We start from the raw sequence: 13,172 nt of genomic DNA on the forward strand, positions 1-13,172 counted from the left end.
ATGTCCTCGACCTTTGGCAACGTCTTGCACTTAAGCATCTTCGGCCAGTCGCACTCCCCCGCCATCGGCTGCTCCCTCGATGGCATCCCGGCGGGCATCGCTGTTGACCAGGAGCGGCTGCAGGCCTTCCTTGACCGTCGTGCCCCCGGTCGCGACGAGACCGCGACCAAACGCCGCGAGGCCGACGCCGCCCACATCATCGCCGGTGTTGTCGATGGACATACCACCGGCGCGCCCATCGCCGCGATTATCGAGAACACCAACACGCGCTCCAAGGATTACTCCGAGCTGCGCCGCAAGCCCCGTCCCGGACATGCGGACTTCCCTGCGCGCGTGAAGTATCACAACATGCACGATGTCGCCGGCGGCGGGCATTTCTCCGGCCGCCTAACGGCACCCCTGTGCATCGCCGGCGGCATTGCGCTGCAGGCACTCGAGGCCCGCGGCATTAAAGTGATGGCGCATGTGGCGCAGATCGGCGGCATCTCCGACCTGCCGATGGACGATATGGTCTATCGCGAGGCCGACCGCAAGGCGATCCTTACGAACGATCTGCCGTGCATTGACGCCGCCGCAGCCGGCCGCATGCGCGAGGAGATCCTAGCCGCGCGCGACGAACTCGACAGCATCGGCGGCATCGTGGAGTGCGGCATTTACGGGCTTCTCGCAGGCATCGGCGACCCCATGTTCAACGGCATCGAGAACCGCATCGCGCAAATCGCGTTTGGCATTCCCGCCGTAAAGGGCGTGGAGTTCGGCATGGGCTTTGCCGTGGCCGCCATGCGCGGCAGCGAGAACAACGATCCGTATCGAATCGATGCCGAGACCGGCGAGATCGAGGTCGAATCCAATAACGCCGGCGGCATCCTGGGCGGTATTTCGACCGGCGCTCCCGTCATGTGGCGCATGGCCGTAAAGCCGACGCCCTCAATTGGCCGCGAGCAGCAGACGGTGGACATGGACGCTATGGAAAATGCCGAGCTCTCGGTCCACGGCCGCCACGATCCCTGCATCGTCCCCCGAGCTGTCCCCGTAGCCGAAGCAGCCGCCGCCCTCGCCATCTGGGACGCCCTCCTCGAAGACGCCGCCCAGCGCTAACTACCAACCCCTCAACATCCCCCGACACGTGAAAGGGGTCTCCATGGACCTTGCTGACATCCGCCAGGCCATCGATGGCATCGACACCACGCTCCTCAACAGCTTTGTCGAGCGCATGGACATTGCCACCGAGGTCGCCAAGTCAAAAATCGAGATGGGCAAGGCCGTCTTCGACCCCGCCCGTGAGCGTTCCAAGCTCAACAACCTCGCCAGCCGCGCGCCCGAGCGCTACGAGGCGCAAACCATCACCCTGTTCCGCCTCCTCATGAGCATGAGCAAGGCCGAGCAGCAGCGCTACATCAACGAACTCAAGGGCATCACCGTCTCGCAACAGGCCCACGCTACGGCCGTGGCCTTTGACACGCCTTTCCCCCAGACGGCCACCGTCGCCTGCCAGGGCGTCGAAGGCGCCTACAGCCAGATCGCCGCGTGCAAGCTCTTCGACGTGCCCGACATCGCGTTTTTCGAGACCTTCGAAGGCGTTATGCGCGCCGTGCGCGACGGCTTCTGCGAGTTTGGCGTGCTGCCCATCGAGAACTCCACCGCCGGCTCGGTCAACGCCGTCTACGACCTGCTCGCCCAGTTCGACTTCCATATCGTGCGCTCGCTGCGCCTCAAGATCGACCACAACTTGCTCGTCAAGCCCGGCACCAAGCTCGCGGGCATACGCGAGGTCTACAGCCACGGTCAGGCCATCGCGCAGTGCGCTGGCTTTATCGAGGCGCACGGCCTGCACGCCACCAAGTACCCCAACACCGCCATGTCGGCCGAGATGGTCGCCAGCTCCGAGCGCACCGATGTTGCCGCCATCGCATCGCGCAGCTGCGCCGCACTCTACGGCCTGGAGGTACTGGAGCCCAACATCCAGGACTCGGACAACAACTACACGCGCTTTGTCGTCATCAGCCGCGAGCCACGCGTCTACCCCGGCGCCAACCGCACCTCGCTCATGATTACCACGGCCAACGAGCCGGGCGCACTCTATCGCGTACTCGAGCGCTTCTACGCGCTCAATATCAACCTCATCAAACTCGAGAGCCGCCCCATCCCCGGGCACGACTTTGAGTTTATGTTCTACTTTGACCTGGACTGCCCCTTTGGCAGCAAGGCCCTCGATGACCTGCTCGATTCCATCGACGACGTGTGCGAGAGCTTCACCTACTTTGGCAGTTACACGGAGGTGCTCTAGATGACCGATGTCGCCGCAACCCGCCCCTACGGCGTGCTGGGCCGCGTGCTGGGCCACAGCTACACCCCGACCATCTACAAGGAGCTCGCGGGGCTCGAGTACGTACGATTTGAGCGCGAGCCCGAGGATCTTGAGGCCTTTATGACAGGCAACGAATGGGAGGGCACCAACGTGACCATCCCCTACAAGCGCGCCGTCATGGAATACCTGGACGAGCTGAGTCCACTCGCCGAGCGTATGGGAAACGTCAACACCATCACGCGCCTGCCCGACGGCCGCCTGCGCGGCGATAATACCGACTACTTCGGTTTTCAGTGCCTGGTCGAGGAGCTGGGGGTTGATGTTGCCGGCAAGAAGGCTCTCGTGCTCGGAGCCACCGGCGGCGCGGGTACTACGGCCAGTATGGTGCTCGGCGATCTGGGCGCCACCGTCGTGCCCGTGGGCCGCACGAGCGAGGTCAACTACGACAATATCTCGCAGCAGTCCGACGCTGCCCTGCTCGTCAACTGCACGCCCGCCGGCATGTTCCCCCACTGCCCCGACGCCCCCTGCACGCTCGAAGGGCTCGATGCGCTCGAAGGCGTTATCGACATTGTCTACAACCCTGCCCGTACGGGCCTGATGCTCGAGGCCGAGCGCCGCGACATCCCCTGCATCGGCGGCCTGCTCATGCTCGTGGCCCAGGCGGCGCAAGCCGTTGAGCGCTATACCGGCCAGGTCACCCCGCGTGAGCGCATCCTGGACGTAACGGAGCGCTTGTCACGCCGCGAACAGAACATCGCACTGATCGGCATGCCGGGCTCGGGCAAGACCCGCGTTGGTGAGCAGATTGCCCTGCTCACGGGACGCGAGCATATCGACCTGGACCGCGCCCTCGAGGAACGCCTGGGCATGCCCTGTGCCGACTATATCGTCGAGCGCGGCGAGCCGGCCTTCCGCGAGCAGGAGACGGCGGCACTGGCCGACATCTCCAAGCGCAGCGGCCTGGTGCTCTCCACCGGCGGCGGCGTGGTCACGCGCGACGAGAACTACCCGCTGCTGCACCAGAACAGCCAGATTGTGATGCTCAACCGCAAGCTCGACGAACTCGCCCACAAGGGTCGCCCCATCACCGCCCGCGACGGCATCGACAAGCTGGCCGAGCAGCGCATGCCGCGCTACCGCGCCTGGGCCGACTACATCATCGACTCACGCGACTGCGCCGCCAACACCGCGGCCGCCATCGTCGAAACCCTCTAACCTACCAAAAAGGGACAGGTTTATTTTGGCAGGTTTTATCTGGGCAAACGTCGAAGACCATAAGACCGGCCACGCCAACCAACCGCAAAGGAAGCAACCATGAAAGCACTCGTCATCAACGGCCCCAACCTCAACATGCTCGGCATTCGCGAGCCGGGCATCTATGGCAGCGACAACTACGACCGCTTAGTGCAGATCTGCCAGGAAGCGGGCGCCGCACAGGACTTCGACGAGGTCGAGGTCTTCCAGTCTAACCACGAAGGCAGCATCGTCGACAAGATCCAGGAGGCATACGGCAAGGTCGACGGCATCGTCATCAACCCGGCAGCTTACACGCATACGAGCGTGGCGATCCTCGACGCCCTCAAGGCCGTCGCCATCCCTGCCGTCGAGGTCCACATCAGCGCCGTCGAGACGCGCGAGGACTTCCGTCAGGTGAGCTATGCACGCCTGGCATGCTTTGCCACCATCACCGGCGAAGGCCTCCAAGGCTACGCTCACGCGCTGGAGCTGCTGAAAGGGTATCTGCTACACTAATCACTGGGGGAAATGAGTCAGAAAGGTTTGTCCCTAAACTAAAGTAACTGTCCAATTGACATACAAAGGAGCATATCCATGTCCCAGTACGATTACCTTGTCGTCGGTGCCGGCCTTTCGGGCGCCGTCTTTGCCAATGCCGCCAAGCGCGCCGGCAAGTCGGTCCTGGTCATCGATCGCCGCGATCACATTGCCGGCAACATCTACACCGAGGACGTCGAGGGCATCCAGGTGCACCGCTACGGCGCGCATATCTTCCACACTTCCATGAAGGATGTCTGGGACTACGTCAACCGCTTCGCCGAGTTCAACAACTACGTCAACTCGCCGGTAGCCAACTTCCACGGCAACATGTACAACATGCCCTTCAACATGAACACCTTCGCCAAGATGTGGCCGGGCGTCGTCACGCCGGCGGACGCCAAGGCCAAGATCGCCGAGCAGGTGGCCGCCGAGAACATCGGCGAGCCGCAGAACCTCGAGGAGCAGGCACTGTCGCTCGTCGGCCGCGACATCTTCGAGACGCTCGTGAAGGGTTACACCGAGAAGCAGTGGGGCCGCGACTGCAAGGACCTGCCCGCGAACATCATCAAGCGCCTCCCCTGCCGCTTTACCTACGACAACAACTATTTCAACGACCGCTACCAGGGCATCCCCATGGGCGGCTACACCAAGATGGTCGCCAACATGCTCGAGGGCGTCGAGGTGCGCTGCGGCGTGGAATACAAGGAGCTGATCGCCGCCGAGCCCGATATCGCCGCCAAGACGATCTACTGCGGCCCCATCGACGCGTTCTACGACTTTAAGCTGGGCACGCTCGAGTACCGCAGCCTGCGCTTTGAGACCGAGACCCTCGACGAGCAGGACCACCAGGGCGTGGCCGTGGTCAACTACACCGAGCGCGAGATCCCCTACACGCGCATCATCGAGCACAAGCACTTTGAGTTCGGCACGCAGGACAAGACCGTCATCACGCGCGAGTACCCGGCCGACTGGAAGCCCGGCGACGAGCCCTACTACCCCATCAACGACGCCAAGAACGAGGCCCTGTACAAGCAGTACGAGGAGCTGGCGGCGCAGGAGGGCGACGTGATCTTTGCCGGTCGCCTGGGCGGCTACAAGTACTACGACATGGACAAGGCCATCGCCGCCGCCTTCGAGCTCGTCCGCAACGAGCTGGGCGTGGAGCCGACTGAGGCGTAGAGAGCTCAACGACAAAGGCAGACAGCCATATACACAAGAGCAGAAAGCCTGGTGCAGCATCAATCGCTGTACCGGGCTTATTTGTGGAGCAATCAAGCGCACCGCGATGCCAAAATTCGCGGCGATCAAGCAAACGGCCCAGCCCATGAGTTACTCATGAACAGAAAAGGCCGCCCGACGCAAGTCGAACGACCTCAGTAAATAGCCAAATAAAACAACAAGACCCTAAACACGGACGTAAAAAATCAGTCTAAAGCCCTATTGCGCCGTCTCAAGCCAATCCAGACGACTGTTGAGCCATGCGCGTACATCATCGGGAGACTCAGAAGAGACACCCCACAGTATGGACTCCATGTTCACAGAGGTAGCAACACTGGACTCATACGCAAGGTAATCCTGCCCATTGATGCACCCCCGGGCTTCGTCAAGCACTTCCTGCTTGACGGCATCAACAGCAGCGCGAACCGTCGGATCCTGCAGCAGACGAAAGCCTAAAAGAGCATTGCGCGTATGCCAACCCTGCGGCGACAAGTAACTGTCACTTGACTGGGATGAAAGAGCGTTTCCCATCGCCAAGTCAAAATCCCAGGCTGGACCGAAAACAAACCGCGAGTCGCCAGAGGTATCAGAATTCTTGAACAGATACGTTGACGAGTAATTAAAACCGTCAACGCACTTGGTGATCTCATTGAGCCAGTAAAGGCGCGCAAGAGAATCAATGTCGCAGTAATCCGCCGTCGTTTTTCCCGTCTCAGGATTGACACCTCCGTTGCGAATGCAATCGAAGAATTCCTGGAAACGAGAACTCAAATATTCAGCTTCATCCTTGGTCCAAACACCAGGCGACTTGCACACAAAGTACAGTACGCCGTTTCCCGAATCTACGCTAAACCAGGCGCCCTCATTCACATAGCGCTCCTGATCAAACTCAATCAGATAGCCGCCCGTGATGTCGGAGGGATTTTGCAGTCCCGTAGCGTACTTCATTCGATTACCGCAAGAGTTAACCCCCTCGACAAGCTGATAGCTTGTCCCGCCATTAACGGCGTCGTTAGCGTCTTCAAGGTTGTCGATGTCCACGCGACCCGAGTTGATCTGGACCTTCTCGCAGAGCATATAGGCACCGCGGTATTGTCCGTCATAATACAGATCAACGGCACGGTACTCAATCGGTGCATGAGTTCCCAATGCAGACGCAAGCGAATATGCCGCAGCATTGCGCATCGAAGTTCCATCGTAAGCGTTTGCCAAAAGCACCCAGGTCTTATTCTTATTCGCTTTATCGCCCGTCTCCAAAAGGTCGGCCTTCTTATCGAGCTTGATCTGATATGGCTTCTTGTCCATCATCCATGTGCTGTTGCCGCGGCCCTTAATCTGAGATAATGCGCCGTCATACACAGAGACGCCGGAGGCGTCAACAAGCTTCATGGAGCCGGTAGCAACTGCAGTATGATCTCCACTCGATTCGATGTAGCCACGCCCATAATTGACCGGATCGTCGCTGCTAATAAACATCGAAGCCACGCCAGCGGTCTGCTTAATGTCAAACGTGAACAAATCGGCCGCATCAAGGGCGGATCGAACGGCAATCGGATTATCAGAGTTTACACTGCTTGTCAGGCCAAGATCGCTCAACGTCACCGAAGACCCCACGGTAAGTCCAACAGAGTAGTCTCCTACGGTAATAGACGTCTCCGGCCCGCCGCTGTATACAAGCTGAGCAGTGTTAAGGTCAAAAACAGACGGAAGCGCAAAGTGCGCATTGCCGTAACGATCAAAGGTCATTCCAATTTCAAGCGAGTCCGAGCGAAGACTCAGATTGTATTCAGACGCAGCCGCGCTATGCGAAATGACAAGATCGCCGGGATTGCTAACATTCCTAAACTCCCATTCGGACTGCGGAGTTGTCATGTCGATAGAAATAATAGCGAGCACACCCGATTCGGCCCCGCGCTTGGTCGATAGCGCATAGTCACCGAGCGCAGACTGGATATAACCACCGCTGAAAGTAGGAACATACTTCCAAGACTGAGCTTTGGTATCGTTCTCGGCATACTGCTGGACAATGGTCCCCGATTTGGCACGGCCTGAGCGAACATCAAGACACAAACCCGAGTTGATGTTCTTAATGGTAAAGAAACCGCCGCCCGTGTTCTCGAGATGCCACTGTTGAGCCGCCGAGCCATTGAAAACGTACGTCTGAAGCGCAAGTCCCCCGTCAGACGAAGCGTTCGGAACATCAAGAACTTGCCTGGTGCCACTCTGGTTTAGCAGATAGTAGTCACCATTCTCAATCAAATTGCATGGGACGAGCAACCACGATTGGGCCTTGGTTCCGTTACTCGAGTACGTAGAAACACTGTTACCAGCAGCGCTCGATCCACCGGAAAGATCGATACATCTGCCGGACTGTTTGTTTTTAATACGATATCCCCCGTTTAAGCTAGCATCCAAGATCCAGTATGAATAACCCGAAGGCTCTTTACGATATTCGATTCCACTTTTCGCGATTTCCGTCAAATACAGGCCCGAGTTGGCATTTTTAAAGGTATACGAGCCATCATCTTGACGCTCAAGCACCCACTTCTGCGCCAGAGACAGATTTGAACTCCAAAGCTGCGATGCAGCACCAGAATCCTTTGACCCACCGGAAACGTCAAGAACACCTGATTCGTCAACAGTTGTCTTAAGCTGGAAAGAACCAGAATGATCTACTGGAGACGTGTTGAACGTCCATTTTTGAGCGTCAGTATGGTTGGCCTGATACATTTGCAGTTGGTTGCCATTAGAAAGAGAAGCACTGGGAACGTCCAACGCCCTACCTGTTAGTGCCGAGACAACTTCAATGTGACCGTCAGAAGTCTGCAAAAGACGCCATTGCTGTGCCGGAGTTCGATTAGATGAGTACTGCTGAATGCGCACGCCGGAAGACTTGGAACCACCAGGAATATCAAATGAACGACCTGACAGCGCAGAGAAAATGGAATAGTATCCTGTATTCTGATCGAACACAACATTCCAAGCCTGAGCCAACGAATCGTTATCTTCGTAGATTTGAACAGCGGCTCCGTTATCTAAAGATCCGCCCCAAAGGTCAATCATCTTTTTATCCGACAGAGCGGTAGAAATACGATAGGAGCCGTCTTTAACAGGTTGAGTGACGCGCTCGACCCTCCATTTTTGCGCCTTGGTGCCATTTGACGTATAAAGGCAGACATTAGCTCCTTTTTTTGAGCTTCCACCGGAAACATCAAGAAATAAATCATTGCAGTCAGAACGAATCGAATACGATCCGTCAGCATTCTGGACAAATTTCCATCGTTGAGCCTGCGTGTTGTTCGAATCATATAGCTGCGCATTAGCACCCGCTATTTTTGAACCACCAGCAACATCAAGCACCATGCCGGTAATCGAATTCTCAATGGAATAAGAGGACCCTTTCTTAGAAATTCTCCAAGCCTGGGCATAGGTATGATTACCTTCATAAACCTGCACGTTCGACCCGTTAACGCAATAACCGCCCGCAACATCCAATGATTTATCGGCAATAACATTAGTGATAGTGTAAACACCGTCATCAAGCTCAGCATAGCTCTTGGCCTCTGCCTGAGTTGGCATTACGCAAAACGCGATGAATAAGAGAAGCAGTGCCATTCCCCTCGATCGTTTTCGAATGCAGATTCGAACCGCATCAGTACCAACCATCAAATCACCTAATCCCCTAAACACTACTTAACTACACCTTGAACGAACAGCCCAATTAGAGCAATACGGAAATCGACAAGCGGTGAAATTGCTGCACTGGGTCTCTTTATGCGACGATTGAAGCACACCACGGTCCAGATTAACAAATTGGGCCGTAAGTCATCCCTATGTCTTACGGCCAGTGTTTAAACAAAAGCACGGTTCATGAATGAATTCCATCTGGTTTTAAAGTCATTAAAACCAGACTAAATAACCAACGACTATGCTTCTTACGGTCACAAACAAAACCATAGAGAGCAACGTGAATTCAAGCGATATTGCCGTAATCATTCCCTGTTGCAACGAAGCGCCGACCATCGCCAAGGTTGTAGACGATTTTCACCGCGAACTGCCTGAAGCCACAATCTATGTCTATGACAACAATTCGACTGATAGCACTGTGCAAATTGCACGTGAACACAGAGCGTCCGTAAAATTTGAACCCCGACAAGACAAGGGCAACGTATGCCGTCAAATGTTCCGTAATATCGAGGCCGATTGTTATCTCATGGCCGATGAAGACGACACCTATCCGGCGGAGTCAGTGCACGATTTGTGCAAACCCATCTTTGCCGGCGAAGCTGATATAACCGTCGGTGATCGTCTGTCCAACGGAACGTACGCAGAGGAGAACAAGCGCGCTTTCACGAATTTGGCAACAACCTTGTACGCAGCATGATCAAGTGGATTTATGGTTACAGCTCTGACGGCGTCATGACTGGCTATCGTGCCAAAGCAAGCTCTTCGTTAAGACGCTTCCCGAGCTCTCCGAAGGCTTCCAAATCGAAACAGAACTATCCATCCACGCGATCGACCATCGTTGCCGGATCAAAGATGTATCCATCGAGTACCGCGACCGCCCGGCTGGATCGGAGTCCAAACTCAATACCATAAGCGATGTTATTAGAGTCATTGCCATGATCGGTACCCTTTTAAGGACTACCGTCCGCTTAAATTCTTCTCGCTTGTTGCGCTCGTCTTTGCGGTTATCTGTCTTATCATAAGATTTCCTCTCATCACAGAATACCTTGCCACCGGTTTGATGCCTCGCTTCCCCACCGCAAGACTCGCAGTCGCATTTATGTTCCTGTACGGATTGTCGCCCGCCACAGGCTTCATATTGGATTCCGTCTCCGAGGTGGAGCGAAAGGAATGGGAACCTAAGGTAAATAAGACAAACGATCAGTAGCCACTGTATTAAGGCGCCTCTTACCGACTCAGGAAATAAGCGGCAGCCCGTGTCAACGTTTTCAATTGATTCAGCAACAACCATAGTTGAATCAATTATCGTCGCCCCATTAGACCAATAGCAGCATTGCACTTAGAAATTAAAATAGGCCTTTGTGCTGCAGAAGGGAATTAATATTCCAAGCACAGTTCTTGTGCCATTCACAATAGGAGAAAGTCGATAATATAATTTATAGTTAAACAATAAAAGCTGGAATTCTATTAATAGGAAGATTCCCCTGTCACGCAAACAATCAAGACACTTTAACCCTTCCAATTCCACTTACGCACCAAATTTGCCATGAGCTATTGGAAGCCATTTATGAAGGGAAGCCTTTTATGCTCAGTAAGATTAAACAATTCCTCCCAGGTTCCTCGCGTTCCCTACACGCCATGCACAACGACATTCAAATCCTTCGTGATAACATCATTCGTTTCCAACAAGAAACGCAAGAACAGATTGAGCGTCTTTATAAACGAGTCGAGACCGCCGATAACGGTATTAACATGAATATCGATTACAAGTTTGATTGTCGAACTATCCCCATGATCGAATCTATCGCTAACGATATTGACGCACACGACGAACACATGAAGATGTTCGCTTGGGACAACTATCGGAAACCGGGCGAGAGCATACAGGACGCCAAGAAACGCTTTTTCAGAGAACTGCCCAAAGCAGAGGGCGGTCTTCGCCTACTCCAGCTCGGATGCGGAAAATTGCTCGGAGAATTCGACGCGCTGTGCAAAGACAATAACATAGACTACTGGATTAATTTCGGAACCCTTATCGGTGCCATCAGACACAAAGGATTCATACCTTGGGACGATGATACTGATCTTGGCATAATGCGAGATGATCTCGAAAGGTTACAGGAAATTGTCCGCAGTGACCGTAGATATAAAATTACTGTTGTCTATGATCACTATGTGCATTGTCGTCAAATTCGTTTTCTCTATAACGATGAGGATATCCCATGTTTCCTTGATCTGTTTATCTATGACTGGGCACCCTCGATTGATAACGACTACGCTGAAAAGCAAAGGGAATTACGGCGGACAATGGTTGAGGAAATGGAAACAGATTCAGAGCTCGATTTTTGGAAAAATGAACCTTACTATTCGGGCGAAAAAAACTGTAACATCCAGAAACACTTTGACAGCTGCCTAGAAAGGTCTAAGGAAGCTGGACTCATCTGTGATAAGAAAGATGCAGTCGGCATCATGTGGTCTATCGATAATCTAGATGACGGCAAACAAAGGCAGTGGGTCTATCCTATCGAAGATTTGTACCCTACACAGCAAATAGAATTTGAAGGGGAACAGCTTAAAGCGCCGTGCAATCCTGATATCTTTCTCTGGAGCCGTTATGGCAACATATACGATCTTCCAAAGGATATCAATACGCATTTTGAACACGTAAATCATGATGATCTCGAATGTGGAAATGCAAATAATGCAATCAGAAAAATAATTGCTAGTGACTAGCAAGCCATAAAAGTCTTCCGGTGCACCATTAAGATGCACCGGAAGACTTTTTTACTGAGCAAGACGACTCTTTACCTCTGTAGTCGAGATGCCGGCAGTGCGATGTAAATAAACAACATCGCAATACGGTCTAAGAGCTTCAAATCGCTCATCGTCTTTCCAGTCGCCACCCATACAAACTATATCAACATGATACGCCTGTATATCCCCCAGTTTCTGATTCCAACTGTCTTCCGGAATTACCAAATCAACGTACCGCAGCGCCTCAAGCATCTCACGCCTGACCTCATATGGATAAAAACTCTTCTTACCCTTAAGCGAATTAAACTCATCCGTTGAAAGGCCAACAATCAAATAATCGCCAAGTTTTGAAGCCTGCTGAAGAAGTCGCACGTGACCATAGTGAAGCAAATCAAACGTTCCGTATGTCAGCACTCGTTTTAATGAATGTCGGCCACCAGGTTCGGAATACTTCGAAGAAAGCAGTTCAGAATTAGCTTCCAGGCGAACAGATGAAAGCGAGCCCATTCCATACTCCAATAGATTAAGAGCCATCATAAAGATGGCTCTGAGATACAAAGGGTGCTCCATGGCGGATTCGAACCGTCGACCTTGGGATTAGAAGTCCCCTGCTCTATCCAACTGAGCTAATGGAGCAAACAAGAAAAGTATAGCCTACTTGAACTGATCTCGATACGCTTTGCAAACATCATCCACGGGACCATCCATCCTAAGATCACCCTTCTCAATCCACACAGCACGCTGGCAAATACGCTCAACCTGCTCCATAGAATGAGAAACGAAAAGGACGGTAACATCACCAGATTCAATAAAATGCTGGATACGACGCTCGCATTTCTCTTGGAAGAATACATCGCCGACAGAGAGCGTCTCATCGACAATCAGAATATCTGGCTCAGTGATAGTCGCGATTGCAAAGGCAATGCGGGCAACCATACCCGAAGAGAAATTCTTCAACGGCATATCAACAAAATCTTGAAGCTCGGCAAACTCAATTATGCCGTCAAAATTGGCATCAACGAACTCTTTTGTATAGCCTAAGAGTGCGCCATTGAGATAAATATTTTCACGGGCAGTGAGCTCGGCATCAAAGCCTGCACCAAGCTCAATCAAAGGTGCGATGTTGCCATGAACCTTTACCTCGCCTTCAGAAGGCTCGAGTACACCGGCGATAATCTTAAGCATGGTTGACTTGCCGGATCCGTTTGTACCAACGAGACCTACAACTTCGCCTCGATGAATATCAAAAGAAATGTGCTTTAGGGCTCGAAACTCTTCAAAAAAGAGCTGATGCTTTGCAAGCTTAATAAAATACTCTTTAAGATTAGTGAGGGACTCTGAGGCCATATTGAAAATCATAGTTACGTCTTTGACTTCAACGGCAAGAGGCTGATCCCCGTAATCCTTAACAGAAAAAGGCATGGTC

General features: G+C 53.6%; 10 protein-coding genes and 1 tRNA gene. 7 read left to right on the forward strand and 4 right to left on the reverse strand.

The features are described 5' to 3' along the window. From aroC to glf, 5 genes are all read left to right on the forward strand, one after another. On the forward strand, positions 1-1,098 hold the full coding sequence (aroC, locus tag DWV43_RS01845) for a chorismate synthase (RefSeq protein WP_117816848.1): 1,098 nt from the start codon (positions 1-3) through the stop codon (positions 1,096-1,098). A 43-nt stretch (positions 1,099-1,141) separates the two neighbouring features. Next, entirely contained in the window at positions 1,142-2,287 is a 1,146-nt protein-coding gene (pheA, locus tag DWV43_RS01850) for a prephenate dehydratase (protein ID WP_117816847.1), read from the forward strand. Next, positions 2,288-3,526 (forward strand): shikimate kinase, encoded by a 1,239-nt coding sequence (locus tag DWV43_RS01855; protein ID WP_117816846.1) that lies wholly within the window; start codon positions 2,288-2,290, stop codon positions 3,524-3,526. 99 nt (positions 3,527-3,625) lie between these two features. After that, positions 3,626-4,063 (forward strand): type II 3-dehydroquinate dehydratase, encoded by a 438-nt coding sequence (gene aroQ / locus DWV43_RS01860; RefSeq protein WP_117816845.1) that lies wholly within the window; start codon positions 3,626-3,628, stop codon positions 4,061-4,063. 78 nt (positions 4,064-4,141) lie between these two features. After that, entirely contained in the window at positions 4,142-5,266 is a 1,125-nt protein-coding gene (gene glf, locus DWV43_RS01865; protein WP_117816844.1) for a UDP-galactopyranose mutase, read from the forward strand. A 258-nt stretch (positions 5,267-5,524) separates the two neighbouring features. Here the strand turns inward: glf and DWV43_RS01870 are convergent, their stop codons facing one another. After that, positions 5,525-8,920: an RICIN domain-containing protein gene (locus DWV43_RS01870; RefSeq protein WP_158569806.1), complete on the reverse strand. Its 3,396-nt coding sequence runs from the start codon at positions 8,918-8,920 to the stop codon at positions 5,525-5,527. 352 nt (positions 8,921-9,272) lie between these two features. Between DWV43_RS01870 and DWV43_RS10300 the strand changes: the two genes are divergently transcribed. Both DWV43_RS10300 and DWV43_RS01880 read left to right on the forward strand, forming a co-directional pair. Continuing rightward, complete coding sequence (locus DWV43_RS10300; RefSeq protein ID WP_233539174.1) at positions 9,273-9,689, forward strand: glycosyltransferase; 417 nt, start codon at positions 9,273-9,275, stop codon at positions 9,687-9,689. 887 nt (positions 9,690-10,576) lie between these two features. After that, positions 10,577-11,725, forward strand: coding sequence for a phosphorylcholine transferase LicD (locus DWV43_RS01880; RefSeq protein ID WP_117816842.1), 1,149 nt, complete (start codon positions 10,577-10,579; stop codon positions 11,723-11,725). A gap of 51 nt (positions 11,726-11,776) precedes the next feature. On the opposite strand, the gene DWV43_RS01885 is transcribed toward DWV43_RS01880, so the two are convergent. From DWV43_RS01885 to DWV43_RS01895, 3 genes are all read right to left on the reverse strand, one after another. Next, positions 11,777-12,253, reverse strand: coding sequence for an adenylyltransferase/cytidyltransferase family protein (locus DWV43_RS01885; protein WP_117816889.1), 477 nt, complete (start codon positions 12,251-12,253; stop codon positions 11,777-11,779). Positions 12,254-12,308: 55 nt separating this feature from the next. Beyond that, a tRNA-Arg gene (locus DWV43_RS01890) sits at positions 12,309-12,382 on the reverse strand. Positions 12,383-12,400: 18 nt separating this feature from the next. Next, on the reverse strand, positions 12,401-13,168 hold the full coding sequence (locus DWV43_RS01895; protein ID WP_117816841.1) for an ABC transporter ATP-binding protein: 768 nt from the start codon (positions 13,166-13,168) through the stop codon (positions 12,401-12,403). Between the last annotated feature and the right edge of the window lie 4 nt (positions 13,169-13,172).

Source organism: Collinsella sp. AF05-9 (assembly GCF_003465595.1).
Taxonomy (GTDB): domain Bacteria; phylum Actinomycetota; class Coriobacteriia; order Coriobacteriales; family Coriobacteriaceae; genus Collinsella.

Excerpts from the sequence above, each read along its gene's own strand:
- aroC (WP_117816848.1), top strand. The coding sequence starts at position 1 with ATGTCCTCGACCTTTGGCAACGTCTTGCACTTAAGCATCTTCGGCCAG.
- pheA (WP_117816847.1), top strand. The coding sequence starts at position 1,142 with ATGGACCTTGCTGACATCCGCCAGGCCATCGATGGCATCGACACCACG.
- DWV43_RS01855 (WP_117816846.1), top strand. The coding sequence starts at position 2,288 with ATGACCGATGTCGCCGCAACCCGCCCCTACGGCGTGCTGGGCCGCGTG.
- aroQ (WP_117816845.1), top strand. The coding sequence starts at position 3,626 with ATGAAAGCACTCGTCATCAACGGCCCCAACCTCAACATGCTCGGCATT.
- glf (WP_117816844.1), top strand. The coding sequence starts at position 4,142 with ATGTCCCAGTACGATTACCTTGTCGTCGGTGCCGGCCTTTCGGGCGCC.
- DWV43_RS01870 (WP_158569806.1), bottom strand. The coding sequence starts at position 8,920 with ATGGCACTGCTTCTCTTATTCATCGCGTTTTGCGTAATGCCAACTCAG.
- DWV43_RS01880 (WP_117816842.1), top strand. The coding sequence starts at position 10,577 with ATGCTCAGTAAGATTAAACAATTCCTCCCAGGTTCCTCGCGTTCCCTA.
- DWV43_RS01885 (WP_117816889.1), bottom strand. The coding sequence starts at position 12,253 with ATGGGCTCGCTTTCATCTGTTCGCCTGGAAGCTAATTCTGAACTGCTT.
- DWV43_RS01895 (WP_117816841.1), bottom strand. The coding sequence starts at position 13,168 with ATGCCTTTTTCTGTTAAGGATTACGGGGATCAGCCTCTTGCCGTTGAA.